Here is a 25,695-nt window from a genome sequence, read left to right as displayed (position 1 = left end):
TTATGCAGATGAGGCGTCGATGATTTCTTTCCAGCCGAGCCGGAACTGGCCCCAGGCGACGCCGATCCCGAGGGCCCCGACCATGAACCCAGCGAGAACCAGGTACTGCGTCCAGGTGAGCGCCATACCGGTTACCTCTGGTGTCCGTGGATGAGTCCGAGGGCCATGAGTTGCAGCACCCCGGATATGAACTGCAGCGCCCACAGGTCACCGAGGGTGATTTGGGCGAGCAGCGTGTCCATCGTTCCCATATCGCTTCCCTCTCAGTGGTGAGCTGTGGGCTGGGGGTTAGTTGGACTTGCCGGAGTCAGCCGGCGCGGTAGCCGGTGCGGGCTGCTGTTGGCGGTTCGGCTGGCCACTGCGCGAAGCCGGTTGGTCGTGCACGACGGCGACGATCACTTGTTTGTTCTCGATGCGGCCGTACTGGTCGCGGGTGGGGCGGACGGCGGTTTCGAACTTCATCTTTTGGGGGCCGCGGCTGAAGTCGATTTCTTCCAGCACAGTGGGGTCGCAGCTGTAGCCGGTGAACTCGAAGCCACGGGCGTTGGGGCGTTCCTTGGAGCCCTGGGGGATGGGCGAGAAGCCCTGCAGGCTGGCGAAGACTTCGCCGGTGTCTTTTTTGGCGTACCAGTCGGTCTGGACGACGAGGATTTCCAGGGTGGCTTTGGCGGTTGGGATGTCGAACATGGGTATTTCCTCTTTTGGTTGCGCCTTGGGCGCGGTCTGTAATCAGCCGGCTCGACTTTCTTGGGCGTGAAGGGTCCCTCGACCCGTGATTGGCCGTTCTGTCGGTGTGGCTGTTGGTGGTGCCTGGTGCGTTCGGTCGGGCTGCGGGGTGGCCGGTCAGGCCTCAAACACCAAGGGCGCTGCCCTTGTCATCCCGCTCTTGCCGCCGAGGGCTCGGGAGCGCGGGGCTGTGAAGCGTTGCCCCTCTCTCCCCAGCCGAGGCTTTTCAGGGTGGTGGGCGGTCAAGGGTGCGCTTCGCCCGGCGCTCCGTTTGGCCGAACGGTGAAGCATGTTCGGACAAGCCGGTGCGGCGGCCCTGGACCTGGGCGAATGCGGTGTGGGGGCGCAGGCGGGGGAGCAGCCCGAGGGCTTTGGCCAGCCGGAAGGTCAGGAAGGCGATCAGGGCCACGACCAGGGCGATGAGTTGGGCGTCAGTCATGGCTCAGTCCTCGAATGGCTCGTGGATGGGCACGAAGGGCGTGGGTGGCCCGCTGTCGTACACAACGTGCCAGTACGTCGGGGCGCGGCGCGCGGGCCTGTGTTTCTCGCAGTACGAGGCCGGCTGGCAAACACAGCGCCCAGCGACCCTGGATATCTGCGCGGGGCGGCAGTGCGCGCAGGACGTGGACCGGGAGGGCGCGCTGCCCGCCAGTTCGCGACGGGACCAGCAAACAGAGCAGTCGCAGTTCGCGGCGTGGGTGAGGTGTGGATAAGTCGGCTGCATGGCTCATGCCCTCACCCCACGGACGCGATAGGCCTGCCGGGCACGCTCGCGGGTCAGACTGAAGGAGCGGCGGAACTCTTCTTCGGTGGGGAAGCACGCAACGGCTTCATTGATCCACTGCTGGCAGTCGGTACGGGAAGTGCCCTGGTGGACACGGTGCCAGCGACGTTGCCGGGTCGGCCCATGGAGGGTCGCCATTTCCACGAGGTAGTGGGTCTTACTCATCGGCGTAGTCCCCCTGGCAGAAGACCGTCTTGCCCCGTTCCAGGTCCTTGCGGATGCGGTGGAGGTTGATCACACGGCGGCGGCCGATCTTGGCGGTTGGGATGGTCTTGGTTTCGACCCAGCCGCGCACCGTGTCTTCGGTGATGTCGTCGATGCCCAGCATCTCGGCCAAGACGAGCTGCGTGCAGAACGGTGCGTCGCGGAAATCGGTGATGCGCTTGGGATCCCCTTCGAAGGTGAGCCCCACTACTCCAGACTGTTCCATACATAGTCCCTATAATCGGATCAGACTTGATTGCCACAGAAAGAGTAAAAATTACTCATGAGTAAAATTTACTCCTCACCTCGAAATGAGTAAAGGTTACTCTTGCCTGAGAAACGTCCATGGATGCTGTACGAAACAGAGCACTTCAACTGATCCGAACTGTAGGACCCAAGCACCTGAGCGAGCTCGGAGGTAAAAACTACGAACGCTGGAGGAACATCAGCGGCGGGAAGATCAGGATCAGCACCGAGGAAGTGGGAATCCTGGCAGATGCATACCCCCACTACGCGCTCTGGTTAATTTCTGGAAGAGTTGAGCCCGAGCACGGACATCGAAGCCCGGATTACGACGAGGCCCATCGAAACTTGCCCGATCAGAACGCGGGATAGCGATCACTAAAGAAGTAGCTAGGCGCTGGTACGCCCGTAACGACTAGGGAAGGTAGAGATGAAGGCAGAAAGGGAAGATAGGCCGATTTACCAACAGAAGGCAAAACGGCTAAACCCATGGGTGGTGGTAACCGTCATTACCGCCATAAACGCAGCGGTCCTCTTCACCCTAGCCAAGACAGGTTGGGGTATCACTGTCGATCTGGACAAGCTTTCAGAGGCAATCTACGTCAACGGCACAAAGCAGGTGCAGGACGTAAGCCCTCAAACCGCTGAACCACTTCCTGAACCATTAGCTTTTGTGCCGTCTGCAAACCCTGTTGAGATTCCTATCGGGCCAAGGCAGCGACCAGTAGATTATTCGGTTTCACTGATGAAATTTAATAGCATCTTTATTCATCACCCTGCATGCAATCCGCATGAAATGAAGTGGACTCAGTTGGACTGTTCAAATTTTCGGGCTAGAGCGATGAAGCGCTTCCATATTGAGTGGGGTAAAAACTCTTACTGGAATGGTTACAAAGTAATGGAAAATGAAGCCGCTGACAAAATAGTCAACATGGAGCTTAACAACTGAGCTTCAAATACCCGCCTAGAGTCCCTTTATATCAACCCCATATCGTAAGCTCTGACACCACTAAATCATGATACAAAAATGCAAAGTAATTTAGAAAAATCGGATTGCAGACCTTCAAAAAATCATCAGGACTATCAATATCTGTTATAGATAGATTTCTCTCATGAAATAAATAGTGAAAAAACTGATTACGAAACCCAACTATCAATGCATCCAGATTTCTATATTTAATTTCGATTGAATCAATTGTTTCCGAAACAATATTGGCCTGAACAATAAAACGCTTCACAACCTCAACATTTTGCTTTGGCCTCAACGTCCTTGAAAAATCAAGCTTCGCAACGGAGTCCCCAACCGCAGGATCAAGGATGTTCTCGGAGTACTTCTTGAGAACGGAAAGGTCAGATTTTGCTTTCCCGTCAACGAGCTGTTTAAAAGCATCAAATGTATTATTGAACCCTCCTTTACTTATTATTGAAACCATTGGCAGGCAAAGTGCAGTTTGCTCGATCAATCTATAAATATATAAAAAACATGCAACCGGGCTACCTTCAGCATGATGACCAATAGCATTCTTCAACTCACCATATATGTTTTGATGCAGCTTATGATTTTTCGTTATGCTCCTAAAAAAAAAGCCATCTAACTCCGATCGAGAAAACCCCTGAAACTTAGCCAAAACATTTGAAATTGAAGGCGAAGCAGGACTTTGAACGGGAATCATCAAGAAATCAGTCTCAAGCTTTTTTATTGAAGTAGAGGCACCTCGACTGATCCCCCCCATACCGATCAACATCATAAAGGACTTAAGCCTATAATTCTCTGACGGCTTACTGCAGCCAAACACAGACTTCTTAAAAACACCCGGCGCAATGTAATCGAAGGCCGACATTATCTTTGACTCAACTCAATCACAACATCACTATCAGGTAGAACCGAAAACTTTCCAATCTCACCAAAGTACTCATACACCATCTTCCTACGATAATCACCAACCTTTATCTTCTTCTTGTCAAAATGCAAGAAGACACTTTCAAATCGTTCAATAGCGCAAGCTAGCGACTCTGTCGACTCAGCCCTTAGCTGCTCAAAATTCTTTCTAGCAGCCGCACAGAACCCAATGAAATTGTTACCAGAAACAAACCATTTATTAACATCAACATCAACACAACGATCCGCAACCCACCCAAGCACCTCAATAAACTCAAACTTATCAACACTTATATTGCTATCAATAATACGTTCTGCAATCAAATCATCCATCTTCTCCTCGATGATTAATTTATTGTCAATCGCCGGTGTACTCGCAAGAAATGCAATATATCCCTTTACAATGTCGGACCTTTGAATATGCAGCTTATTCGAAGAAACCTGCCGAGATTTGTGCGACTGATTCTTTAGAGAAAGAGTTTCAAAATCAAAAATGGTCTCAGATAAAATGTCGATTTGATGCCTGGGAGACATCGGTTTCTGTCCGTTATTTAGAGTAATCATCCTATAAAGCAGTCTATCCATAGAAGGAGCCACAATAATATTTAGATGGAGAGTTCTCCCTAAAAACGTCTCTCTATCAGGCCCATCAATTTCATTAAACGCCCTCTGTATAGCGTTTAATCGCTGAATACCATCCAAAACGAATCCATCAGAAATTTTTTCATTTATATATCTCTCATCCACCACAGAGAGGTCACCCTCTATAATGAAGGCGATGGTAATGGGCGGTATAACACACCCAATCTTTAGATCATTCCGGAGCCGGCTATAAAACGATGGGTTCTGCAAATTCCTTTGTATCGTGAGGCTCTGAATTAACGGGAACAGCTTATCTATCGCAAAAGCGTAGTCCGCATACCCCACCCAATACGCCGCGCCCAACACTTCATCCCTAAGAGGGGTTCCAAAAAGAGTTACTTTCACTTTAATATTCACCTTAAACGCCAATAATAATTCAAATTGCGACTCAAAATTCCATCAACTTTAAAACTTGAAAACAATTAAAGCACCCATGCTACTAAGCAAGTCTGCAATTAAATTAAACGTCCAACGGAGAAAGATATGTGGCTCCGTGCCATGCTTTACTTCCCTGCTTATTCATGCGTCATGGAGCGAAGATAACTCCCTATTGAGGGGCCCGTAAAGCGACGCCTGATACCTTTGGCCTCAGCCGACCAGCCAGACGACTACCCAGGTCTAGCCAACTTCCTCTGGAACGCAGAAAGCCCTCACTCCCCCATAGTGCTCCATGCTTCATCCATATATCCTGCTCACCACCAGCTCAACAGACATGTGGAAGGGAGGCCCACTTTGGCCAAACCAACGATGAAGATCCTGTACGGCCCACCGGGGACAGGAAAAACCTGGCAAGCAATGAGAGAGGCGGTCAAGGCGACGGACCCCGACCTCTATGCAAAGGCATTGGCTGGGGAGGCTCCGGAGGAAGCTTTGAAGTCGATCCACGATAGCTTGGTGGCAGACGGAAGAATCCTATGGGTGACTTTCCATCCCAGCTACTCATATGAAGACTTCGTAGAAGGTTTCCGCCCCGTTCTCAATGAGCAAGATCAACTCGCATACAAAGTCGTAGATGGTCCTTTCAAGATGCTTTGCCAACGTGCGAGGCTCACTGGAGATATCCCTCTTCAGACGATTTTGAAAGATGGTAGCGGAAGGGACGCAGGCCAGGTTGTCAGAAAGGATGCCGAAGGGTGGGTCGTTCGAGTCACACCAAATCGATCGGATGAGATCGCGGAGCGGATTGACAAATTTGTTCCGCGCTATGTTGTCAGTAAGATTCTTGCAAAGAAGTTATCTCCAAAAATATTCTCTATTCCTGGAAATGCGCCGGTAAAGCTTTCTGAGTATGGAATTTCCTCTGATGACCCCAGGCTGCCACCACCGCGGGCAGAGAAGAATGAAACAGACTCAACTCGAGTTGGCTCTGTGGTGCGCAGGATTATAGCTGCAGACACCGAGATATTCTCATCTTCGGACCTTGCAAACTCTGCCCACATCGGCGCAGTGATCAGGGAAATCCTTAAGCTCCAGAGCCAAGAATCTAGCGCCCCAACTTCCGTTACATTAGTCATAGATGAAATAAATCGAGCTGAATCATCGCGCGTATTCGGAGAGCTTCTTACTCTGTTGGAGGTTAACAAGAGAGAGGGCATGCCTGAGGAAAAACAGGCATGGTTACCTTACTCAAAATCACCTTTTACAGTTCCTTCGAGCGTTTCAATCATCGGCACCATGAATACAGTAGATCGGTCGTTGACGGCCCTTGATTTTGCGATGCGACGCCGCTTTGACTTCATTTTGGTACCAGCAAACCCAGAGAAGGTCCTTACCTCCTATGGGGGGATGCCTGCGCGCGAGTTCTTGAAGAGAATCAACAACCGAGTAACAGCACTACTAGGAAGTGGCTATGAATTTGGCCATGCGTTCCTAATGGAACATCGACTGGAAGAGATACGATCCCTGATGTCATGGTCTGACGACTCCGATGGTCAGGCGAAAGTATTTGCTCATGTGCTCAGAACAAACATACTTCCGACACTGGCCGAGTACCTTCATAACGACTGGAGCAAGGTCAAAGCAGTTGCAGGAATTGCACAAAGTGACACTCTCACTATCTCGCTATTTGAAAGCTCGCAGCCTGACCAAAAATTCCTTGATCGTCTTGAGGAGGAGTATGAGCTATCCGAAAACAGATCGCTCTCCTATTCCCATTGGTGGGATCCAAGCAGCGAATCGTGGGATGCCGCCAATTTCCAGCGCTTTGTGATCGCATTAGCTAATGGGCACTAAGCAGCGAGACGGATAAATTGCTGAAGATTACGACACAAGAAGGTGCGCCCATCGACATTCCAGATGGGCATGATCGTCGCACCATATATGAAAATCTACAGCGAGCGGCGGAGGCATTAGGGATCAACGCATTTCGATGGAAGCGCAACAAGCTGTATGTAGCGGAAGTCGTTGGTTTTATTCAGACGCAAGGAGTACAGCTAAATATACTCCCAAAGCTTGACACCCCGGAAGAAAATAGAGACGAGAATTTCCTATTTAACCTGCTCGCGTCCTCTGGTTATATCAAAAACCCAAAATTTGCTGCTGCACAGACCAAAAAGACTGCATTCGAGCCTCTCGAAATAGTCATATCTGAATTGGCAAGCGAGATAGAAACAGCTCTCAGAGAGGGGGTTCCACGTCGTTACGAAGAAAAGCGGGAGGACTCTGAATCGATACGAGGGAAAATCGACTTTCCCCGTCTTTCCACACGTCCTCCTGGAAACGCCCTCATACCCATATTGCATAGCCCATTGAGCGCAGGGAACCAACTCTCTCAAGCAGTAAAATACATTGCTGGCGTACTGCATCATCGAACCACAAGCAGCGTAAACAGACAACGGCTTGGTGCAATACTTGAGCTTCTCTCAAACATCAATAGCCGAGAGTTCAGTAGCCGCGAACTACATTTGATAAAAATCTCCCGCCATGAAGCTCAATGGGAGCGGACTATATCTATAGGACAAATGCTATCAACAGGCCACTCACCCGACCCAACATTCTCGGGAGAGGACAGTGCATTTTCTTTGCTCTTCAAGCTCGAACACCTCTTTGAAAGGTCGATGCGGAAGATAATTGCAGAGTCAATAAAAAATGTAGGCCTGAATATTCGTCACAACAGCTCCCCTCTCTTTCTCCTTAACGATCCTCAGAGCCAGAAAGGAATTGTCCAACTACGACCAGATTACATCATACATAAGAACGAAGAACTGATTGCTATAGCTGATGCAAAATGGAAAAGATTGGATAGAACCAAAAGAGCGTACGGCATCGATCGAGATGACCTATACCAAATCAATGCATACCTTGGACGCTTTAAAGTAGAGAAAGGGATCGTCTTTGTCCCCAAGCTACCATGGATGCAAGCTGGATGGACTGTAATGTACGAGATCCCCGACAGTGCAGCGAAGGTGCATCTGGTAGGCGTAGATCTAGAATGCCTTCTAAGCCGTAATGAGAACACCAAGAAAGTAGCTTACACCAATCTTTCCTGCACTCTTGAAAAAATCCTCATTTGAGCCATCAGTTTCGTTTTGCGCGTCGGGAACGTGCCTCAATTATCGATACCTCTTTTTCCAGAAGGTCCTCAATAATCCAGTTTTCTATAGTGCCGCCAGGGTTTGCCTGACACACCCTGGTGACAACCTTTCGTGCTTCGGCTTGATAAATCGAGGGATCCGTATGAAGGATAGAGATCTCCTGCACGACCCTGCTTAGATCGTCGTTCAGCTCATGTTCCCAATAGCGGAGCACAATCCAGCCCTTTTCGAGCAGCAATCGAGTCTGAATACGGTCTCGGGAAGTATTGGCCGCGAGCTTCATAGCCCAGAACTCGGTCTTGGTCCGAGGCTTCACGTAGTGGAGGGGGCAGCCATGCCAGAAACAACCGTCTACAAATACGGCAATCCGTCTGCCCTTGAATACGAGATCAGGGCGAACTCCCTCGATTCGCATATTCAATCGGAAACGCAGCCCAGCATGCCAGAGCGCCTTTCTAAGCCTCAGTTCAGGAGAGGTATCAACTCCCCTGATCCGAGCCATATTGGCGCTTCGCTGTATGGAGGTCTCTGGTTCTGATGTCACATCAGCAGATTTCAAGCTGCTCTGGCTGTCGTTCTTTACGATGATCCTCAACTCCCGACTGATCGCGAGGACGATCTGCAATCGCCAATATCTGTGCCACGCGCTCTGCAAACTGCAGGCTCAGCAGTGGAGGGACCGCATTGCCGACGACCTTGAAGCCATCGACCAAACCAACACTTCCGAATCGATAGTCATCCGGGAATGACTGGACCCGAGCAGCCTCGCGTACGGAGAGAGTGCGTGGAAGGAATGGATGAACAAAGGCGTAAGTATCCTTGGCCATATGGCTGACAATCGTCTTGGACGGCTGGGCAGGGTCCATACGCGACAACCAATCTCCGTGTGCACCTTCCTTTTTACGAAGGTAGGTGGCAGTCAGTAGATGGTGCTGCAGCTCACCAGGCTGCGGAGGGATACTTTCCAATAGGAGACGAAGGCTCAATGACCCGTCAGCCAGTTCAGATAGGCTTTGGATCTCGCTCAACGAAACACCTAGTTTAGATGCGATATCTGGAGAAGCTTCTAGTCCCTTCATGATCGACGACAAAGCTGTAGCCAGACGCTGAAGCGTCGGAGCTTCCTCGCAACGATAGTCCATCCATCGCTTACCAGGCCCCATCAAGGAGAAGAACGCGCCATCGTCAGGACGAGGGGGTCTAGCCAAGTGCGCGTCAACAGACGTGCCCTGGAAGGCCCATGCCCTGAACACGTCACTAGCCAACTCCCTGGCCTTCCCTTTGAGAACAGGGGCCTTTTCAGGCTTCGGCAGAACTGGTTGCTGCTGTTCCTGGTTGCTGAACTCCGGCTCTGGCAGACCTTCCAGCGCAACCTGAAGAGGAACCGGCTCCCGCCTTGGAAGCGACAGGCACCAAGTCGCGGCATCAATTCCAGAGAGCCGTCGACTAAGATCCTTTCTTACACCGGCCATGACAAAGCGCTCACGAGCCTGCGGAACCGCATGCTGCGATGCAACGACGATGCGTCGAGAAACAGCATATCCAAGGCCTCTGGCGGATACGGACTCAATAGCTTCTGCGAGAATATCTGCGGCGTCGAACTCAACTCCGTCAGACTTCACTACGGCCTGGAAATGCCGCACGTTCTCAAATAGGAACGCCTGAGGCGCGAGAGCCGCAACAAACAAGACATATTGGTGCATCAGCTGGTTGCGGCTATCGACAGACTCTTCGTCTTCATGAACGTGCACGCTTTGCTCTTGAAGGCTGCGGATTTTGCCTCGACCGATCCGACTGAACCCCTGACATGGCGGTCCGCCGAGAATGACCGCGACTTGCCGCCCATTCTCATAAACAGCTCGCAGACGTGTTTGGATAATCGGATCTTCAAAGAAGGAGCGTCTAATCGCCTCTCGAGTAGAACGCCACTCAATCCAAAGAGCCTTGATTGCACGCATTGCCGCTGTATCAAGGAAGTCGCGGAACTTATTAATGCGCTCAGCAGCAGATGCCAGCTGACCACGCCCAGAACCACTGGAGCGAGTCGAGATCTTTTCCAGCTCTTCTTCCCACAGTTTTTTCATCCGGGACCGGCATGCACGGAGCAGCTTCTCCTCAGTGATCCCCGAATAGGAACGCACTGAATCCGAAACAGCACCGTCGTTGTTCCAGATCAGCGGCCCGACCTTTGGCGATGCAGTACCGCTGGCCGGCAACTTGGTAGCGTTGTGAAAACCCTGCACAGTAGTCTGTCCAAGCACTGCTGAACCAAGGGCACGAACAGCTGAAACATAGTCTTGCGAACTCCGTCGGGCGCCCAGGTCAGCCAAGAACTGCTCATCGAGTTCTCTCAGTCTTTTACGCAGTGCGGGGACCCCACCACCTCCTAGGTCAGCCAATTCATTCGCCAGGGCGTGGTCATCTGTAGAGCGAGCCAGATGATCTAGGTAATAGCCTTGAATCTCTGCTTCATTCATGAAATCGGAGATATCACTTCGTCTCGCAATCGGAAGATCACCAGAGGGGGACGGGTGGTTATCGTTGAAGACCCTGACCATCGGCTCCTCAATGTCCAGGGCCATAGCAATCCGAAAAACATTGCCCCCCTTGAAGCGCTCAAACCCCAACGACATACCACCGCAACCGCAGAAGAGATCTACGACATTCAGAGGCCGCTCTGGGATGAAGTCAGCCGGGACCAGGCCAGCAAGCGGCGACGGCATCTCTACATCGTCATAGCTCTGAGTGCTTTCAGCTTCCTGCGGGGATTGAGAGCCTTTGACAACCGGTGATCCGTCAAGCCAGAGGCGGTACTTGGCAAGCGAGTCACTACGAACGTACTCCCCTGCCAGATGCCGGCTAAGCACTGATACACCTACGCCGATCAATGCGGCTGCGTCTTTGAGGCTTAGGCCTCGGGACTGGATTTGCTGACGTACCTGGTCAAGGATGGGATCGATCATTGGGCTCAACTATAGAGAGGTTTGCTGGCTGACCGCTGCGTTCAATGGGCGCCGTCCATGCGTGCCACGCAGAAGGCGTAGGGCAGAGATGCAGCGAGCCAGAAAATCGAAAATGATGGGGAATCATACCGTAAAGGTCGGTCATCCCCCACTCGGACCAGACCGGTCGCACGGGGTTTCGAGTCAGCTTGACCATATCGGCAGCCTCCCTTGCAAGACAGCGGTTTTGCGGGGTTACCCCTCCTCTGAAATCCCGTTCTTTGGGGAAGAGACTTCTCTCCCACTTGGTTGGTTGATCAATCCGGCTAGAGGGGCTTTTTATCGATTTTCCGGACGATCAAGTCCTCAATATCCACAGCCACGGTCGGCCCTCCTTGGCGGGCGTAAACCAGCTCAACCAGACGCAGGTCCTCGATCAGTTCTAGCATGGCCTGGTAGCGTGCAGGCAGGACGACGTAGAAGGCCGGCTCGTTGCGATTAAGGACGATCACGGTTTCGCCGTGCCCTTTGCGAACGACCGCCATCGGGTCGCGCTTAAAGTCAGTCAGAGGGATGGCAACATCCGCCAGGATCGGAAAGACCATTTGAACCTCCTATAGGTCTCGACCAAGACTCCGTTTACGACAGGAGAAGATCGCGGCAAACGGTGACTACATCCGGCACTTTTTCTGGAAAGCTGAGGTTTTGCGAGGTTAGGGGACAGCTGTAAGGCCCGTTTTATGGGGCTTTGGGTTCCGTCGGGGCGTTGCTCGGGTGATTCATAATGCTGATGTCCCAGGTTCAAGTCCCGGTGTAGCCACCATACAAAACAAAGGGTTAGCGCAAGCTAACCCTTTGTGCTTTCTGGGGTAGTGACTACAAAGTGACTACACCCTGTCTACATCCCCCTCAGTTGCACCACTGCTGCTCACACGGCACACCATCGTTATTCCCGTCCATCTTCACTCCAGGGCAATGCTGCAGGAAGTAAGTCGCCTCTTCGCATGAGCTCATCTGCGAGCAGTAGGTCCGCCCATCGCATGAATAGGTACGAGCAAGCGCGGCTGCAGACTGCTGGGCTGCAAAGCTGGAAGGCGCAGAATCACTGTCGTAACTGGTGACTGTCTGACGATCCTGGTGCTTAAAGTAGAACTGCCATGCAGCAAAACCGACAGCGAGGATGAGGATGAGTTTCTTCATGTCAGAGCTTCGACTTCCTTGTTGTATGTGAACTGCTTAGCCTATCCAACCGCTCGCAGCGGCTCTATCTCGTGCTCGATCTCTTCACCAGCCTCAGCGTAAGTCGTCGCCAAGGCGTACTCAGTCTGCAGGTTCATCCAGAACTGGGCGGTGGTATCGAAGTAACGGCCCAGACGCAGAGCCATGTCAGCAGTGATCCCGCGACGTTCACGCACGATATCGTTCACGGTTGGCGCGGACACATGCAGCGCACGAGCGAGTGCGGCCGGTGTGATGTCCAGCGGCTCCAGGAACTCTTCCCGCAGAATCTCTCCAGGATGAATGGGCCGCATGCCATTGATTGTCATGGTGCCTCCTCCTCAGTGGTAATCGACTATCTCAACGTTCGCAGGGCCTGCCTCGGTCCACTCGAAGCAAATACGCCACTGGTCGTTGATCCTGATGCTGTGTTGCCCAGCCCTATTCTCAGCCAACTGCTCCAACCGATTGCCGGGCGGGGACCGCAAGTCTCGAAGCTCAGTGGCCGCGTTGAGCATCACCAGCTTTCGAGTAGCGACGGTCAGGATGTTTCTCCAGCGCCGCGAATCACCCGTTTCAAACAGAGTTCGAGTTTCCTGACATCGAAAGCTCAAAATCACGCTTTAATCCTTAACGTTAAGCGTTAAACAATGCTAACCCACGCTGCCACGTAGTGCCAGCACCGAATGGCGACGCTGCGCGAGAGGTGACAGCCTCAAGGCCGACTCCAGATGATCCGGCGACAGGTGCGCATAGCGCATCGTCATCGCAATCTAAGAGTGGCCGAGGATCCGCTGCAGGCTGAGGATGTCTCCTCCACCCATCATCTAGTGACTGGCGAAGGTATGCCGGAGGATATGGGGCATCTGCCCTGGCGTGTGGAAACCACAGCGTTGGTAGGCACTTCGAAATGCGGCCCTGCGAGACATGAACATAGATCCGCTGCAGACGAAGGCGATGACGAAATCCCATGCCGGCAATCGCATACCGTCACTGTTCCCTCAGGTTGATTTCAGGAAGAATCAAGCCTGAACACGGGCATCGAAGCCCCGACCTTTGCCAGTCACACCGCGCCTTTTTCAATGGCGCAGGAGATGGCAACCTGTAGAGCAGGCACCGTTCCCAGGTCACACAATTCGCCCATACGGACAGATGAGAAAGTGAAAGACGACTTCGAAAGCATCCGAGCAGAACGCGAAACGCCGCCCCACCGCGTGGCACCAACCAAGAACTACGCAGGACTCTGGAAGCAGATCGCGCTGGGCATCATCGTTGGTTACACCGTGCTTGGCATCATGAGCACTATTGGCTGGTTCATCTTCCTTAAGCTCAGCATGGGCAGCTTGCAGATCGCGATTCCCTGAGCCGGGAAATACGGGCTACCTTCCGAAAATCCGAACCGCCTATAGGAAGTATCTGAACTAACGCTTCCCCCATAGCCCCTCTCTCCGTGCCGTGTTCCCCTCCCACGGTCATCCATGCGAGGCAATCCACATGCATATTCATGTTGGCGAACGCAGGGAAGGTGACGTGCTTACGCTGAGGGTGCTGGAAGGAATCAGCGAATCAGTGTTGATGGAGATGTTGAAGGCGGAGGGGATCGAGATTGTGGTTGGGCCAATTGTGAATGGCTCGGCGCGGCTCGAGGTTCGGGCGCCTAAACGGATGCTGGTTCTGGTGGAGAAGGCTCCTCCGGGGCCGCCGGAGATAGATTCTGGTTGAGATTTGAGACCCCGCTTTGGCGGGGTTTTCTTTTTTGTGGAGGTTGGGAGGTCGGTGCTTAGGCTGGAGACCCTCTCCCCCGCCCCCTCTCCCTGAAGGGAGAGGGGAGCAAAAGCCTTAGAGCACAGCCAGGATGCCCTGCCCCACTACCCGAGTGGTTTCGAAGCCGAAGTCGGCTTTGCCTTCTTCGCGCAGGAAGTTTTCCACAGCGGCTTCCAGCCGTATGGCCAGGGCGGGTTTCTGCCAGTGGTAGCGCAGCAACAGCGCCATACTGAGGATGGCGGCGATGGGGTTGGCGCGGCCGCTGCCAGCGATGTCGGGAGCGCTGCCGTGGACGGGTTCGGCCAAGGCGATGCCATTGCCCCAGTTGAGGGAAGGCGCAAGGCCGAGGCCGCCGCTCCAGTGGCAGGCAAGGTCGGAGAGGATATCTCCAAAGAGGTTGCTGGTGACGATCAGGTCGAAGGCTTCGGGCTGTTCCACCAGTTGCAGGGCGGCGAGGTCGACCAGACGTTCGTCGAGTTCTGCAGCCCAGCCCTCCCCTTCCAGGACCTCGCGGCAGGTGTCACGGAAAAGGCCGCAGGTCACGGGCAGGACGTTGGCCTTGTGGACCAGGGTGATGCGCCGGGCCTTGCGCGCCTTGGCTACGTCCAGGGCACAGCGCGCCAGCGCTTCGCAGGCAACGCGGCTGATGACCCGTTCGGCGATGGCGACGCCTTCGGATTCCCAGTGCTCGCGACCACTGTAGAGGCCTTCGCTGTTCTCGCGGAGGATCATGAGGTCGACGCCCGGCCGAGGCGAGACGCCTGGCCAGCTGCGTACCGGGCGCAGGCTGGTGTTGAGCTTGAGACCCTGGCGCAGTTGCAGGATGGCGCTGCGGTAACCGGGCACACGCTGGCCAGTGGGGGAGGAGACCGCGCCGAAAATGCCTGCGCTACAGTCTCGAATCGCTTGGTAGGTCGCCTCGGGAACGGCATTGCCGCCGCGCTGGAAGCAGCTCCAGCCGGCCTCGGCTTCCACGATTTGCAGGTCGGGAAGGAGTTTCTCCAGCACTTCGACCGCAACCGGCACCACTTCGCGTCCGATACCGTCTCCTGGGATGACGACTAGTTTGTGCATAGGCTCACCTCAGCGAGGGGCGCGTCGCCAACAACAGGCCGGAGAAAATCATCGCCCCACCCAGCCAATGGTAGGCCTGCAAGCCCTCGCCCAACAGCAGGTATCCGAGCAGCGCGGTGAACACCGGCATCAGGTAATTGGTGAGCACGGCTTTGGCCACACCCAGAATGCGGATGCCCTGGTTCCACAACAGGTAGGCCAGGAGGGAAGCGCAGACGCCGGTGTAGCCAATGGCGGCAAAGTTTTCCACAGACAGCTCGAAGCGCTGCCCACTGGCCAACTCCAGCAGATAGAACGGTAGAAGCATGGGCACGCCACTCGCCACCAAGGCGCCCAGCAGCACCAGCGGCGGCAGCTTGAAGTAGTGGTTCCAGCGACGCAGCAGCAGCGTGTAAAGCGCCCAGTCCACTACGGCAAGCAACATGATCAGGTCACCCGGGTTGAACGACAGCGCTGCCAGTTGCGCCAGGCGGCCCTGGGCGATCAGCACCAGCAGTCCGCTGGTCGCTACCGCCATGCCAAGCCAGGCACGTCGTGGCGGCCACTCATTGAGCAGCACGCCCGCGCCGATGAAGGTCGCCAGCGGCAGGCAGGTGTTGAGCAGAGTGAGGTTGATGGCCACCGTAGTGCGCGCGGCGAAATAGAGCAGCACGCTGTAGGTGCTGATCCCCAGGGCTGCCACCACCAGCAGGCGCCAGCCGGCGCAACGCAGCGCGCTGCGATGTTCCCACATGGGTCGTGCGACGAAAGGCAGGAGGATGGCCAGCGCCAGCGTCCAGCGCCAGAAGGCCAGAGTGAACGGCGGGATGGCATCGTGGAAGGCGCGGGCAACCAAGGCGTTGCCGGCCCAGAAAACGCTGGCCACGAGCAGGCCGAGCCAGGCCAGGCCAACGGCCCGGCTGTTGTATTGCGTCATGGTTCAGTTCTGTCCGATAGGGCGCAGGCGGTACTGCGGCGGCAGTTGTTCCATGCCGCTGACGGTGACGTTGAGGTTTTTCCAGATGCCGTCCTTGATGCCATAGATGCAGCCGTGGACGGAGAGTTCCTGGCCACGGTGCCAGGCGTTCTGGACGATAGTGGTGTGGCTGACGTTGGCCACCTGCTGGATGACGTTCAGCTCGCAGAGGCGGTCGACGCGCTCTTCTTCGGTGGCGAAGGTGGCGAGGTGCTCGCGCTGGTCGTAGTAGAGGTCGCGAATGGTGCGCAGCCAGCCATCGATCAGGCCGTACTGGGTATCGCGCATGGCGGCGCGGACGCCACCGCAGCCATAGTGGCCGGTGACCAGGATATGCCTCACCTTGAGCACGTCCACGGCGTACTGGATGACCGACAGGCAGTTGAGGTCGGTGTGCAGTACCACGTTGGCCACGTTGCGGTGGACGAAGAGGTCGCCGGGCAGCATGCCGACGATTTCGTTGGCCGGCACGCGGGCATCGGAGCAGCCGATCCAGAGGTACTCCGGCACCTGCTGCTTGGCCAGCTTGGCAAAGAAGTCCGGGTCTTGTTGCTTGATCTTCTCGGCCCAGCGCGCGTTGTTGTCGATCAACTGTTGCAGGTCGCTCATGCTTCTTCTCCTCTTCTGGCTGGCGGCACCTTACGGAGCACCGGGAGCTTTGGCAATGGCCTGCGCCGGGCTCAATCGATCAGCGTGCAGGCCATGACCAGGGCGTCTTCGCGGCCCCCCACGGCGGGGTAGTAGTCGCGGCGACGGCCGATTTCGTTGAAGCCATAACGCTCGTACAGACGGTAGGCGGACTGGTTACTGGCGCGCACTTCGAGGAAGCATTCGCCGGCTTCCAGTTCACGGGCGCGCTCCATCAGGTGCTCCAGCAGGCGCAGGCCCAGGCCGCGGCCCTGGCTTTCCGGTTTGACGGTGATGTTCAGCAGGTGGGCCTCGCCGACGATGACGTTGATCACGCCGTGGCCGACCTGCTGGCTGCCTTCGAACATCAGCCAGCAATCGTAGGACTTGAGGCTGTCGTTGAAGATGCCGCGGGTCCAGGGATGGCTGAAGGCGGCGTATTCGATTTTCAGGACTGTATCGAGGTCCGCCTCGGTCATCGGGCGGAAGGAAACGGCATCGGTCATTCAGTGTTCTTCCAGCGGCGCATCACGCGGCGCATGGCTTGCCAGAGTGCGCCCTTGAGTTCGGGCTCGTCCATCAACAGTTCCAGGCCAGGCAGTGCCCAGGTGGCGCCCAGGCCTTCAACCTGGAGTTCTCGGTTGAAGGCAGTGGCGTCGGCCTCACCGGCAAATCGCACCGCCGGCAGGCCCACGAGCCAGAGACAGGCGCAATCGCCCTGCTCTTCCATGCGCACGCCAACGAAGCCCTGGATGAAGTCGCGTGCGGCATCGGGGCCCTGGTCCATGTTGCCGCGGCTGAGCAACGGCCAGCGCACCGGCTCGCCGAGGATCTGCGGGCTGTCCGGCAGGCCGGCAGCGCGCAACAGGTCTTTCAGCAGCAGGTAGGCCGGGTCTCGGCTCTGGAACGGCTCGCCAGTTGGCAGCTCCACCAGCAGCAGGCAGTTGCCAGCGCGCAGAAGCTGCAGCGAGAAGCGCGGCGGCGGAAGCGTTTCCGCCTTGGTCGGCGCGGTTTCCGGTTCGGCAGCCGTTTCGGGTTCGGGCTGTACGGCCGGTCGCGGGGCGCTGCCAGGACGGGGAATCTCGATCCTGGCGCGCGCGGAGGGCGCCGACGGGCGGGCTTCCGCTGCGGGTGCTTTGGGCGTTGCGTCAGCAACCGGCACCGGTGCGTCCTCGTGGGGGACATCCGGAACCAGGGCCAGCAATTCGGGATTGGAAGGTGCGGCGAAGGGCAATGCCGTGCGGGGTAGCCAGGTGGCTACCTGCATGGCATCGAGATACGCGCGACGACGGTGTTCTGTGATCAAACGTCAGCAACCTGTGGGTGAGCCTTGCGCACGCCGGCCTGCATCAGGTTCAGCGCGTTGAGGTAGGCCTTTGCGGAGGCGACAACTATATCGGTATCCGCACCGTTTCCGTTGACGATTCGTCCGGCTTTTTCCAGGCGGACGGTGACTTCACCCTGGGAATCGGTCCCCTGGGTGATGGCGTTGACCGAATAGAGCTGCAGGCTCGACTCGGACGTCGCCAGGCTTTCGATGGCCTTGAAGGTGGCATCCACCGGACCGGAACCGTCGGCGCTCGCGCCTTGCTCCACGCCGTCGATGGACAGCACCAGCTTGGCCTGGGGCACTTCTCCAGTCTTGGAGGCGACCTCCAGGTAGACCAGTTTGAAGTGCTCCGGGGCTTCCTCGCCCAAGGTGTCGGATACCAGCGCCTGCAGGTCTTCGTCGAATATCTCGTGCTTCTTGTCCGCCAGCTCCTTGAAGCGGGTGAAGGCGGCATTCAGGTCGGCCTCGCTGCCCAGCTGGATGCCGAGCTCGTCCAAGCGGGTGCGGAACGCGTTACGCCCGGAGTGCTTGCCCAGCACCATCTTGTTGGTGTGCCAACCGACGGACTGGGCGGACATGATCTCGTAGGTTTCGCGGTGCTTGAGCACGCCGTCCTGGTGAATACCGGACTCGTGGGCGAATGCGTTGGCACCGACGATGGCCTTGTTCGGCTGAACCGGGAAACCGGTGATTCCGGAGACCATGCGCGACGTGCTGAGGATGTGCGGTGTGTCGATGTTGGTGTAGACACCGAGCACGTCCTGGCGGGTCTTGATGGCCATCACGATCTCTTCCAGCGCGGCATTGCCGGCGCGCTCGCCCAGGCCGTTGATGGTGCATTCCACCTGGCGGGCGCCCACTGCAACGGCAGCCAGGGAGTTGGCCACGGCCAGCCCCAGGTCGTTGTGGCAATGCACCGAGAACACCGCTTTGTCGGCATTGGGGATGCGCTGCAGCAGCTGGCGCATGGTTTCCGCGTACTGGTGCGGAATGGCGTAGCCAACAGTGTCGGGGATGTTGATGGTGCGAGCACCGGCATCGATGGCGGCTTCGATGATGCGACAGAGGAAATCGATTTCCGAGCGGCCGGCGTCTTCGCAGGAGAATTCCACGTCTTCGCAGAGGTTGCGTGCACGCGTCACCGCCCGAATGGCCTGCTCCACCACCTGGTCCGGCTGCATGCGCAGCTTGTACTGCATGTGGATGGGGCTGGTGGCAATGAAGGTGTGGATGCGCGCGGAGTTGGCGCCGGCCAGGGCTTCGGCGGCGCGGTCGATATCGGCATCCACTGCCCGCGACAGGCTGCACACGGTGCTGTCCTTGATGCTGTCGGCAATGGCCTTTACCGCCTCGAAGTCGCCGGGGCTGGCGATGGCGAAGCCGGCCTCGATCACGTCCACCCGCATGCGCTCCAGGGCCTTGGCGATTCGCAGCTTTTCTTCCTTGGTCATGGAAGCGCCGGGGCTCTGCTCGCCGTCCCGCAGGGTGGTATCGAAGATGATGACGCGATCTTGGCTGCTCATGGCTTGCTCCTCACGGCCCCACCGTGCGTGCGGCCGGGGCTCAGGCTGATGGTGCCGGACTGCTTGTGGCGACGGCACCCGATCAGAGGATTGTGGCGTGAAAAGCGGTGGGCGGAAAGGTCGGCGGGCGGGTGATGGAAGGGTCAGGGAAACCTGGTAGGAGCGAATTCATTCGCGAAAGGAGCGCGAAGCGCTCCCCCGGGGTTCCTGGGCAGGACTGCATCCTGCAATCGCGAATGAATTCGCTCCCACAATGAAAGCCCCCTGGGGGCTTCAATTGATCGGCGTCGCTGTCAGGTTGGCGCTGATGTCGGCGTTCTGCACCTTGATGCCATACATGGAGGTGACGGCGCCGCCGGTTGGGTGGACGTGTTGCAGGCGGTCGACGTTGATTTCCTTGAAGTGGATGCGGCCGTTCACCGCGAAGCCCAGCGGGTCCGGGGAAACCGGGGTGCAGTTGCCGCCGTTCTTCGTGCACACCTTGGTGGGCGCCACGTCCAGGTTGAGGTCGGCGTTGAAGCCGTAGGTGTTGGCGTTCGGGTCACTGGGGTTGCCATCCGAGGTGGAGAAGTTATCCACAACCAGCTGGCTGCCGGTGCCGGCGGCGCCGTTGACGCGATTGGTTTCCCAGACGATCTGGTTACGCTTCTCGTCGGTGGCCACGCCATTGGTGGTGCTGTCGATCGCGGTGTCACGGACGAAGACGTTCTTCAATTTCACCGACACACCTTCATTGCCCCGATCCTCCCAGCGCCCGCCGCTGGCCGAGCAGGCACCGGCATTGGGGCCGCTGCCGCCGACGCATAGGGCGCCCGCACCACCGGAGCTCACCGCCAGCGTGGAGCCCAGCTCAAAGCGCTTCAGTACCAACCTGCCAAGGCTGGTGCCGGTGGCACGATCCCCCCAGCGCAGGTCGCTGACCTCCAGCTTCGACCAGTAGGTACCCTTGCGCAGTTCGATGCCGTTGTTGCTCACGTCCACCGAGCCATCGCGAAAGTGCATGTCGTAGGTGGTGCCGGCCAGCCACAGGCCTTTGCCGGTTTCATCCACCGTGATGGCGGCACGGGCATCGCTGAAGACGAAGTCGGCGTTGTAACGCACACCGTCGCCACTGCCCCCCCCCGGCAGCAGGGTGATCTGGCCATTCAGGGTGAAGTCGTAGGCCGGGAAGATCTCCATCAGCACCAGCAGTTCGGTGCCGCCCTGCAACGGCGCATCGGCCGAGCCAACGCGCAGGCCGTCGAAGCTGTAACCGCCCTTGATGTTGGAAAGCCCCAGGCGTAGGCCGTCGAAATGACCGTTGTAGTTGCCCTTGCCCATGTCGCTCTGGGTGCCGGCGTAGCAACCGGTGCTGACCCCGCCCGCGCAACTCTTGGTCAGGTCCAGGGTGAGCTGGCCGGTGCCGTTGGTGCGCAGGCCGCTGAACCACATGCTGTTGCCGTTATCGGTGAGGGAAACCGAGCTGTTGGCCATGTTCCAGCTGACATCGGCAGTCAGGCCCTTCGCCCCGGAGTTGGGGTCGCCGCCCGGACGTAGCTTGAGCCAGTTCTGCTTGGCGCCGTCGTCGGCGAAGTTGAGGTCGATGGCCAGGCTGCCCAGTTTCTGGTTGATCGGGTTGCCGATGATCAAGCCGCCCAGGGTGGCGTTGAGCTTGAGGTCCTGGAAGGCCACCTGTGCATAACTGCTGCCTGCGTCCTGGGCCAAGTCGATGGTCAGGCCTCCGAGGCTGCGCAGGGTGCCGGAGAAGTTCTCGGCGCGAAGGATGCCTTCGTCCTGATACTGGAACAGGCTGCTACCGATATTCAGGTCCGGGCGGACGCGGATGCCATCGCCGCTCGCACCGCCACTTGCGACGCTGAGGCTGCCGCCCAGGCGCAGGTCCATGTTCAGCTTGCCGAAGCTGCGGCTGGCGTTGGGGTCCCGCAGGTCCGGCGCGCCGGGCGTCACGGGGGAGACCGTGGGATCGCCGTGGGCGAGGTCGAGACTGATACCGCCGACAGTGCCGATGAAGCGCGCGTCACCGAGGTTGAGCTTGACCTCCTGACCACTGCCACCGCTGACGATGTCCAGGTAGGCGTTGTTCAGGTAGGTGTCGAAGGACAGGCCTTTGACAATGAGGTCGAAGCCGTTGTCGCGGTAGTAGAAGGTCACATCGCTAAGGGACAGCCGGCTGTCGTTCACCGCGATGCCGCTTACGCCGCTGGCCCCGCCTCCCTTGAGCTTCAAGGTGGCGCCCAAGGTATAGAAGGCTCGGAACGAGCCAAAGCTCTTGCTGCTGCCATCCATCTCGATGTTGTTCACTGCCAGCACCTGCGGCGTGGAGCTGTGCTGGACCTCCAACTGGCCGCCCTGCACATCGATGGTCGACTGTGAGGTGCCGGTGGTGCCGGTGGCGGCGCGATTACTCACATCCCGCAGGTTCAGGCTGCGGCCGTCCTGTGTGTAGCTGACGTTGCTGGCCGACCAGCCCTTGCTGGAAGCCTCCAGGCTGATACCGCCCTGGCCGCTGACCGAAGCCATGGTGGAGTCGTCCAGCGCTTCCATGGCCTGGGCCTGGGAAGCGAGGAGCATGCCGAACAGCAAGGGGGCTGGGCGCATGGGCGGTTCCTCAGTTCTTCGGGAAGATCAGCACGCTGCCCTGCATGCGGATGGTGCCGTCGATCTTCGCCGAGAAGATATTCGTCTGCTGGTAGCTGGGATTGCCGCCGTTGGCGACGGTGCCGGACTTGTTCTGCCAGCCACCCTGGTTGGCCACGCCGAAGGCGAAGCTGCCGTTCTTGAAGCGCATCTCGTTGGGCAGGCCCAGCGCCAGCACATCCTGGTTGAAGGCCGCACCGTCGCCGCCGAAACCACTGCTGATCAGTCGGGTGTTCAGTGTCAGGCCCTCGAAACTGAAGATGCCCTTGAGGTTGTCCAGCACATACCAGCCGCCATTGGCCTCGGAGCGGATGGCGATGCGCAGGCCGCAACTTTCCGGAGTGGCGGCACCAGCGATGGCGCAGCTGCGCTCGTTGGCCGTCCATGTGGCCGGATTATTGGACACCGGTGTGTTCCAGAGCACGCCGCCATTCTTGTTGATGCTGAACTCGCCGGAGAGGTACACCCCGCCCTGCCCACTCATCTGGCTCAGGTCGGCGTCCTCCAGCGCTTGCAACTCGGCTCGCGCCATCGACGGTAGCACCAGCAATACCGCCAGGTAGAGCGCCCTAAAGGTCATGGCTGGTCACCTTCAGGTAATTGATGCTGAGCCCCTGGAGCGCGTTGTAACCGAAGTTGTAGCCACCGCTGGAAAAGCTGCCGCTGCCGGTCTGGAGGCTGTTGATGACGATGTTGGTGCGCGGCGCGTTGGCGTAGAAGTCAGCGGCCAGCGCATCCTTCTGCGCCTGGGAGGTACCGGACGCCGTGGGGTTGGGCAGTTCGAGCACGAACTGGCCGTTGCTGCTCACGTCGAACAGCAGCGGCTGGGTCTTGCCGTAGCCGAGGGATATGTTGGCGAAGGCGTTGTTGAGGAAGATGGTGCGGTCGCGCTGCTCGGTGGCAGTCGTGCAACCGGTGGTGCCGGCTGCGCAGCTCATGATCTGCAGGCTCTTTGTGAACAGATTGATACGCGCCTCGCCGACCATCTGGCTGCGGCTGCTATCCCCCCACAGACGCAAGTAGGAGCCGTCCATCGCCAGCTCGGCGAAGTCGAGGTTAAGGATATCGGTGCGTCCGGCGGCCACCTGGAAATCGAAGCGGATGCCCAGATCGACCTTCTCGCTGGCGCGGCTGGAGCAGTTGTTGCCGGCGGCAGCCAAACCCGCGATGCAGGGTTGGCCGGCGGCGCCGGTCAGGCGCTCCGGAAACATGAATTCGAGGACAGTGACATTGCTCGGGGTGGTCTGCACCCACTGCCCATCGTCGCGCAGGGTGCGCATGGCTTCGCCCTTGGCGAGATTGAGGGCGAAGGGATGGTCGAGCCGGCCGATGGTAACCGGGCTCAGATTCGCCCCTTTGTTGCTGCCGGCGGCGCCCAGGTAGAACTCCTTCACCGAGATCGGCACGTTCTGCTTGGCGGCGTTTGTGATGTCGTTGATGGTGATGGTCGCGTTGTTGGCGTCCAGCAGGACCTGATCCAGCACGAAGCCGATTCCGGCACCGTCCACATTGGAGAGCTCCGCGTCATCCAGCGCCTTGAGTTCAGCCTGCGCTGTGGCGGCGGCCAACGACAGCAGGATCACGATGGTTCTGCGCATGCTCAACACCCCGCGGTGGCTGTGCCCAGGCAGGTGTCCTGCCGCGGGATGCCATTGAACGCCTGCTCGAAGTCGATGTTGATCGGCGACACCAAGTTGCCGTTGGCGTCGCGGTACTTGGGCATGTTCATGAAAGCGCCCTTGAGGGCGGTCATGAAGGCGTTCTGGTCCATGTCCTCCCACGCCAGGTCCTGGGTCTGGAAGGAGATGAAGAAGCCCTTCGCCGCGCCCTCCATGGTGTTCATGTTGCTGATGTTGCCCACCGGCAGGGATTTGAAGTCGCTGAGCGGGAAGCAGGTATTAAGGGAGAGGATGCCGCAACCGCTGGACTTGAACAGGCTGAGCAGAGCATCGGAGAGGCCGCCGAGGTTACAACCGCTGACGCAACTCAGCGCCGTGCCATTGGTGAGGCCGGCCATGCCACCGCGTACCGGATCGGCGTTGCCGCTGGAGTTCACCAGGGTGGCGTCGGCCTGTAGCCTGGTCGAGTCACTGATACCGGCCAGCGCCAGGAGGAACTGATCGAACCCCGAAGCCTTGTCGATGATGGGCTTGGCGGTGCCGGTGATGTGCACCGGGATATTCCCGGTCAGGCTCTGGATATCCCCCGACAACACGCCCTTGGCCTCGCCGAAGCCGATGCGCACACCCACCACCTTGTTGCCGGAATAGGCCAGTTCGACGAAGGGATCGGCAATACGGAATGGGTTAACCGAGCCGTCCGCATTCACGGTGCCAAGGGCGAAGTTGTTGATGAGGATGTCGGACGAACCGGCGACTTCCCCCGCCCGAGTAACGGAGTCGTCATACTGGCCGAGCTGGAGCTTCTTCATGTTCAGCTGGGTGTCGACGTTCACCCCGAAGTTGACGCGGGTGTAGTTGATCCCGGCATTGGCGTCGGTGGTCAGGTTGATGAATGCCTGGCCGGTGATGTCGGACAGTTCGCTGTCGGCCAGCTCCTCCATTCGCGCCTGGGCGATAGACGAGGAGAACACCCCGGCAAGAAGAATGGCCTTCAGCGACCAGGCGGGCAGCGGATTCGAACGCATGGCGACATCCCTGATTGTTCTTGTATGGGCAAGCGACGAAGACTCGTCCCCTTTTTAGCCACTATAGGGAGGCAGGCCGGGAAGCGTCCCGACCCATAGTCGAGTTGAGGGTGCTTGCCAGGAAGTCGGCGATGGATGGCTGTTACCCATCGCAACAAAGGGGTAACGCCGAGGTCAGCCCTGGCGGAACAGTCCGACCAGGTGATCGGCGATGGCGCCCTTGATGTTCGAGACCTCCAGCCGGGAATTGCGTCCCAGGCGACTCGCATCGATGCGATGCAGGTGCAACGAAGGCATGCGCGCCTCGTACTCGCGCAGGTCACCCTTGACCAGCACTGGCAGGAACTGCTCGCCACGGGACTGGTAACGCTGGATCAGGAATTTGAGGCCGTCCAGGAAGGGCAGTTCGTGTGAAGCGCTGAGACGGTGCTCGCCGGGGATCTTCAGGTAGAGGCCGGTCGAGCCGAGCACTTCACCGGGAAGGACATGGATACCGGTAGGCAACACGGCGTCTGCAGGAATGTCATGGAAGGTGTCGTACCAGGCCATCTCGTCGGGAAGGATGGTGATGCTGCCATGTTCCTCTTCGGGCACCACGAAGCTGTAGCGGCTATAGAGCTTTTCCACGTACCCCGAATAGACGCACAGGCGGTTTTCGAAGTGCAGCAGGAAGTCGATGGCCTCTTGCCGGTTGGTGATGGCGTCGAGGTCCCAGGCCAGGTCGGTCTGGCGTTCCAGCTCGGCCCAGCGGGCGTCGGCGAGAAGTGCGGATTCGGGGCTCATGGTTCCTGCGGTCATACAGCGGACGCTTCCCTAACGCAGAAAACATGCCAGGGAATTCAATCACTTGCACAAGGCTTTCCAGCCTTTTTCGGCTATCTGATAGCACGATGCCAGTCGCAAACTGCCAAAAAATGTCAGTCCGCGACGGGTGTCGCTCCTCTGATCGGTTGAAGCTCAATCGCTG

The 25,695-nt window shown here is 57.6% G+C and carries 30 protein-coding genes and 1 pseudogene; 5 read left to right on the top strand and 26 right to left on the bottom strand.

Annotation, left to right across the window (positions count from 1 at the left end):
* The 6 genes from D6Z43_RS28490 to D6Z43_RS24500 form a co-directional block, all read right to left on the bottom strand.
* Complete coding sequence (locus D6Z43_RS28490; protein WP_256660918.1) at positions 1 to 126, bottom strand: hypothetical protein; 126 nt, start codon at positions 124 to 126, stop codon at positions 1 to 3.
* Between the two features lie 162 nt (positions 127 to 288).
* Positions 289 to 687: a DNA-binding protein gene (locus D6Z43_RS24520; RefSeq protein WP_120654593.1), complete on the bottom strand. Its 399-nt coding sequence runs from the start codon at positions 685 to 687 to the stop codon at positions 289 to 291.
* A 265-nt stretch (positions 688 to 952) separates the two neighbouring features.
* A complete protein-coding gene (locus D6Z43_RS24515) occupies positions 953 to 1,165 on the bottom strand; it encodes a hypothetical protein (protein WP_120654592.1) in 213 nt (70 codons plus the stop codon).
* 3 nt (positions 1,166 to 1,168) lie between these two features.
* The gene (locus D6Z43_RS24510) at positions 1,169 to 1,450 is read right to left on the bottom strand and encodes a DUF5447 family protein (protein WP_120654591.1); all 282 of its coding nucleotides are present in this window, start codon (positions 1,448 to 1,450) and stop codon (positions 1,169 to 1,171) included.
* A 3-nt stretch (positions 1,451 to 1,453) separates the two neighbouring features.
* On the bottom strand, positions 1,454 to 1,675 hold the full coding sequence (locus D6Z43_RS24505) for a hypothetical protein (protein ID WP_120654590.1): 222 nt from the start codon (positions 1,673 to 1,675) through the stop codon (positions 1,454 to 1,456).
* Positions 1,668 to 1,940 carry a helix-turn-helix domain-containing protein gene (locus D6Z43_RS24500; RefSeq protein WP_120654589.1) on the bottom strand — a complete coding sequence of 91 codons (273 nt, stop codon included), beginning with the start codon at positions 1,938 to 1,940 and terminating at the stop codon, positions 1,668 to 1,670. The genes D6Z43_RS24505 and D6Z43_RS24500 overlap by 8 nt, the downstream gene beginning before the upstream one ends.
* Positions 1,941 to 2,387: 447 nt before the next feature.
* Here D6Z43_RS24500 and D6Z43_RS24490 point away from each other — a divergent pair, with 447 nt between their 5' ends.
* Positions 2,388 to 2,906: a hypothetical protein gene (locus D6Z43_RS24490; RefSeq protein ID WP_120654587.1), complete on the top strand. Its 519-nt coding sequence runs from the start codon at positions 2,388 to 2,390 to the stop codon at positions 2,904 to 2,906.
* A 31-nt stretch (positions 2,907 to 2,937) separates the two neighbouring features.
* On the opposite strand, the gene D6Z43_RS28000 is transcribed toward D6Z43_RS24490, so the two are convergent.
* Positions 2,938 to 3,798 (bottom strand): hypothetical protein, encoded by an 861-nt coding sequence (locus D6Z43_RS28000; protein ID WP_162945873.1) that lies wholly within the window; start codon positions 3,796 to 3,798, stop codon positions 2,938 to 2,940.
* Positions 3,798 to 4,823, bottom strand: a complete 1,026-nt coding sequence (locus tag D6Z43_RS24485) for a hypothetical protein (RefSeq protein ID WP_162945872.1) — start codon at positions 4,821 to 4,823, stop codon at positions 3,798 to 3,800. The genes D6Z43_RS28000 and D6Z43_RS24485 overlap by 1 nt, the downstream gene beginning before the upstream one ends.
* Before the next feature lie 387 nt (positions 4,824 to 5,210).
* Here D6Z43_RS24485 and D6Z43_RS24480 point away from each other — a divergent pair, with 387 nt between their 5' ends.
* Together D6Z43_RS24480 and D6Z43_RS24475 are read left to right on the top strand one after the other, a co-directional pair.
* On the top strand, positions 5,211 to 6,710 hold the full coding sequence (locus D6Z43_RS24480; protein ID WP_218569228.1) for an McrB family protein: 1,500 nt from the start codon (positions 5,211 to 5,213) through the stop codon (positions 6,708 to 6,710).
* A 17-nt stretch (positions 6,711 to 6,727) separates the two neighbouring features.
* Positions 6,728 to 7,990: an McrC family protein gene (locus D6Z43_RS24475; RefSeq protein ID WP_120654584.1), complete on the top strand. Its 1,263-nt coding sequence runs from the start codon at positions 6,728 to 6,730 to the stop codon at positions 7,988 to 7,990.
* 4 nt (positions 7,991 to 7,994) lie between these two features.
* On the opposite strand, the gene D6Z43_RS28835 is transcribed toward D6Z43_RS24475, so the two are convergent.
* The 7 genes and pseudogenes from D6Z43_RS28835 to D6Z43_RS28485 form a co-directional block, all read right to left on the bottom strand.
* Positions 7,995 to 8,555, bottom strand: a complete 561-nt coding sequence (locus tag D6Z43_RS28835; protein WP_371924430.1) for a very short patch repair endonuclease — start codon at positions 8,553 to 8,555, stop codon at positions 7,995 to 7,997.
* 1 nt (position 8,556) lies between these two features.
* Positions 8,557 to 10,974, bottom strand: a complete 2,418-nt coding sequence (locus D6Z43_RS24465) for a DNA cytosine methyltransferase (RefSeq protein WP_120654582.1) — start codon at positions 10,972 to 10,974, stop codon at positions 8,557 to 8,559.
* 305 nt (positions 10,975 to 11,279) lie between these two features.
* Positions 11,280 to 11,558 carry a type II toxin-antitoxin system Phd/YefM family antitoxin gene (locus D6Z43_RS24460; protein WP_120654581.1) on the bottom strand — a complete coding sequence of 93 codons (279 nt, stop codon included), beginning with the start codon at positions 11,556 to 11,558 and terminating at the stop codon, positions 11,280 to 11,282.
* Positions 11,559 to 11,862: 304 nt separating this feature from the next.
* Positions 11,863 to 12,153: an excalibur calcium-binding domain-containing protein gene (locus D6Z43_RS24455; protein WP_120654580.1), complete on the bottom strand. Its 291-nt coding sequence runs from the start codon at positions 12,151 to 12,153 to the stop codon at positions 11,863 to 11,865.
* 41 nt (positions 12,154 to 12,194) lie between these two features.
* Complete coding sequence (locus tag D6Z43_RS24450) at positions 12,195 to 12,500, bottom strand: HigA family addiction module antitoxin (RefSeq protein ID WP_120654579.1); 306 nt, start codon at positions 12,498 to 12,500, stop codon at positions 12,195 to 12,197.
* Positions 12,501 to 12,512: 12 nt separating this feature from the next.
* Positions 12,513 to 12,791, bottom strand: coding sequence for a type II toxin-antitoxin system RelE/ParE family toxin (locus D6Z43_RS24445; protein ID WP_120654578.1), 279 nt, complete (start codon positions 12,789 to 12,791; stop codon positions 12,513 to 12,515).
* Positions 12,792 to 12,824: 33 nt separating this feature from the next.
* Positions 12,825 to 13,115, bottom strand: a pseudogene (locus D6Z43_RS28485) (tyrosine-type recombinase/integrase); the annotation flags it as partial.
* 216 nt (positions 13,116 to 13,331) lie between these two features.
* Here D6Z43_RS28485 and D6Z43_RS24435 point away from each other — a divergent pair.
* Entirely contained in the window at positions 13,332 to 13,535 is a 204-nt protein-coding gene (locus D6Z43_RS24435; RefSeq protein ID WP_120654577.1) for a hypothetical protein, read from the top strand.
* Between the two features lie 130 nt (positions 13,536 to 13,665).
* Positions 13,666 to 13,893 (top strand): hypothetical protein, encoded by a 228-nt coding sequence (locus D6Z43_RS24430; protein ID WP_120654576.1) that lies wholly within the window; start codon positions 13,666 to 13,668, stop codon positions 13,891 to 13,893.
* A 117-nt stretch (positions 13,894 to 14,010) separates the two neighbouring features.
* On the opposite strand, the gene D6Z43_RS24425 is transcribed toward D6Z43_RS24430, so the two are convergent.
* From D6Z43_RS24425 to D6Z43_RS24375, 11 genes are all read right to left on the bottom strand, one after another.
* Positions 14,011 to 15,009, bottom strand: a complete 999-nt coding sequence (locus D6Z43_RS24425) for an isocitrate/isopropylmalate dehydrogenase family protein (RefSeq protein ID WP_120654575.1) — start codon at positions 15,007 to 15,009, stop codon at positions 14,011 to 14,013.
* A 4-nt stretch (positions 15,010 to 15,013) separates the two neighbouring features.
* Entirely contained in the window at positions 15,014 to 15,925 is a 912-nt protein-coding gene (locus D6Z43_RS24420) for a DMT family transporter (protein ID WP_120654574.1), read from the bottom strand.
* Between the two features lie 3 nt (positions 15,926 to 15,928).
* Positions 15,929 to 16,573 carry a carbonate dehydratase gene (gene can / locus D6Z43_RS24415; protein ID WP_120654573.1) on the bottom strand — a complete coding sequence of 215 codons (645 nt, stop codon included), beginning with the start codon at positions 16,571 to 16,573 and terminating at the stop codon, positions 15,929 to 15,931.
* Between the two features lie 71 nt (positions 16,574 to 16,644).
* Positions 16,645 to 17,097, bottom strand: a complete 453-nt coding sequence (gene rimI / locus D6Z43_RS24410; protein WP_120654572.1) for a ribosomal protein S18-alanine N-acetyltransferase — start codon at positions 17,095 to 17,097, stop codon at positions 16,645 to 16,647.
* Positions 17,094 to 17,897 (bottom strand): energy transducer TonB, encoded by an 804-nt coding sequence (locus D6Z43_RS24405; protein ID WP_120654571.1) that lies wholly within the window; start codon positions 17,895 to 17,897, stop codon positions 17,094 to 17,096. Before D6Z43_RS24405 ends, rimI begins: the two co-directional genes overlap by 4 nt.
* Positions 17,894 to 19,444 carry a 2-isopropylmalate synthase gene (locus D6Z43_RS24400; RefSeq protein WP_120654570.1) on the bottom strand — a complete coding sequence of 517 codons (1,551 nt, stop codon included), beginning with the start codon at positions 19,442 to 19,444 and terminating at the stop codon, positions 17,894 to 17,896. The genes D6Z43_RS24405 and D6Z43_RS24400 overlap by 4 nt, the downstream gene beginning before the upstream one ends.
* A 273-nt stretch (positions 19,445 to 19,717) precedes the next feature.
* A complete protein-coding gene (locus D6Z43_RS24395; RefSeq protein ID WP_120654569.1) occupies positions 19,718 to 22,042 on the bottom strand; it encodes a DUF6160 family protein in 2,325 nt (774 codons plus the stop codon).
* Between the two features lie 10 nt (positions 22,043 to 22,052).
* Entirely contained in the window at positions 22,053 to 22,661 is a 609-nt protein-coding gene (locus tag D6Z43_RS24390) for a DUF6160 family protein (protein WP_120654568.1), read from the bottom strand.
* Positions 22,651 to 23,679: a hypothetical protein gene (locus tag D6Z43_RS24385; RefSeq protein ID WP_120654567.1), complete on the bottom strand. Its 1,029-nt coding sequence runs from the start codon at positions 23,677 to 23,679 to the stop codon at positions 22,651 to 22,653. Before D6Z43_RS24385 ends, D6Z43_RS24390 begins: the two co-directional genes overlap by 11 nt.
* 2 nt (positions 23,680 to 23,681) lie before the next feature.
* Positions 23,682 to 24,728 (bottom strand): DUF6160 family protein, encoded by a 1,047-nt coding sequence (locus D6Z43_RS24380; RefSeq protein ID WP_256660916.1) that lies wholly within the window; start codon positions 24,726 to 24,728, stop codon positions 23,682 to 23,684.
* 174 nt (positions 24,729 to 24,902) lie between these two features.
* On the bottom strand, positions 24,903 to 25,511 hold the full coding sequence (locus tag D6Z43_RS24375; protein WP_120654566.1) for a hypothetical protein: 609 nt from the start codon (positions 25,509 to 25,511) through the stop codon (positions 24,903 to 24,905).
* Between the last annotated feature and the right edge of the window lie 184 nt (positions 25,512 to 25,695).

The organism is Pseudomonas sp. DY-1, assembly GCF_003626975.1.
Classification (GTDB): domain Bacteria; phylum Pseudomonadota; class Gammaproteobacteria; order Pseudomonadales; family Pseudomonadaceae; genus Metapseudomonas.
Note: the sequence above shows the minus strand (reverse complement) of the source record. Positions and strands in the feature narration are given on the sequence as shown.

Bases quoted from the DNA above. Each gene is read 5' to 3' on its own strand.
- D6Z43_RS28490 (WP_256660918.1), bottom strand. From the start codon at position 126: ATGGCGCTCACCTGGACGCAGTACCTGGTTCTCGCTGGGTTCATGGTC.
- D6Z43_RS24520 (WP_120654593.1), bottom strand. From the start codon at position 687: ATGTTCGACATCCCAACCGCCAAAGCCACCCTGGAAATCCTCGTCGTC.
- D6Z43_RS24515 (WP_120654592.1), bottom strand. From the start codon at position 1,165: ATGACTGACGCCCAACTCATCGCCCTGGTCGTGGCCCTGATCGCCTTC.
- D6Z43_RS24510 (WP_120654591.1), bottom strand. From the start codon at position 1,450: ATGCAGCCGACTTATCCACACCTCACCCACGCCGCGAACTGCGACTGC.
- D6Z43_RS24505 (WP_120654590.1), bottom strand. From the start codon at position 1,675: ATGAGTAAGACCCACTACCTCGTGGAAATGGCGACCCTCCATGGGCCG.
- D6Z43_RS24500 (WP_120654589.1), bottom strand. From the start codon at position 1,940: ATGGAACAGTCTGGAGTAGTGGGGCTCACCTTCGAAGGGGATCCCAAG.
- D6Z43_RS24490 (WP_120654587.1), top strand. From the start codon at position 2,388: ATGAAGGCAGAAAGGGAAGATAGGCCGATTTACCAACAGAAGGCAAAA.
- D6Z43_RS28000 (WP_162945873.1), bottom strand. From the start codon at position 3,798: ATGTCGGCCTTCGATTACATTGCGCCGGGTGTTTTTAAGAAGTCTGTG.
- D6Z43_RS24465 (WP_120654582.1), bottom strand. From the start codon at position 10,974: ATGATCGATCCCATCCTTGACCAGGTACGTCAGCAAATCCAGTCCCGA.
- D6Z43_RS24460 (WP_120654581.1), bottom strand. From the start codon at position 11,558: ATGGTCTTTCCGATCCTGGCGGATGTTGCCATCCCTCTGACTGACTTT.
- D6Z43_RS24455 (WP_120654580.1), bottom strand. From the start codon at position 12,153: ATGAAGAAACTCATCCTCATCCTCGCTGTCGGTTTTGCTGCATGGCAG.
- D6Z43_RS24450 (WP_120654579.1), bottom strand. From the start codon at position 12,500: ATGACAATCAATGGCATGCGGCCCATTCATCCTGGAGAGATTCTGCGG.
- D6Z43_RS24430 (WP_120654576.1), top strand. From the start codon at position 13,666: ATGCATATTCATGTTGGCGAACGCAGGGAAGGTGACGTGCTTACGCTG.
- D6Z43_RS24425 (WP_120654575.1), bottom strand. From the start codon at position 15,009: ATGCACAAACTAGTCGTCATCCCAGGAGACGGTATCGGACGCGAAGTG.
- D6Z43_RS24420 (WP_120654574.1), bottom strand. From the start codon at position 15,925: ATGACGCAATACAACAGCCGGGCCGTTGGCCTGGCCTGGCTCGGCCTG.
- can (WP_120654573.1), bottom strand. From the start codon at position 16,573: ATGAGCGACCTGCAACAGTTGATCGACAACAACGCGCGCTGGGCCGAG.
- rimI (WP_120654572.1), bottom strand. From the start codon at position 17,097: ATGACCGATGCCGTTTCCTTCCGCCCGATGACCGAGGCGGACCTCGAT.
- D6Z43_RS24400 (WP_120654570.1), bottom strand. From the start codon at position 19,444: ATGAGCAGCCAAGATCGCGTCATCATCTTCGATACCACCCTGCGGGAC.
- D6Z43_RS24395 (WP_120654569.1), bottom strand. From the start codon at position 22,042: ATGCGCCCAGCCCCCTTGCTGTTCGGCATGCTCCTCGCTTCCCAGGCC.
- D6Z43_RS24390 (WP_120654568.1), bottom strand. From the start codon at position 22,661: ATGACCTTTAGGGCGCTCTACCTGGCGGTATTGCTGGTGCTACCGTCG.
- D6Z43_RS24385 (WP_120654567.1), bottom strand. From the start codon at position 23,679: ATGCGCAGAACCATCGTGATCCTGCTGTCGTTGGCCGCCGCCACAGCG.
- D6Z43_RS24380 (WP_256660916.1), bottom strand. From the start codon at position 24,728: ATGCGTTCGAATCCGCTGCCCGCCTGGTCGCTGAAGGCCATTCTTCTT.
- D6Z43_RS24375 (WP_120654566.1), bottom strand. From the start codon at position 25,511: ATGAGCCCCGAATCCGCACTTCTCGCCGACGCCCGCTGGGCCGAGCTG.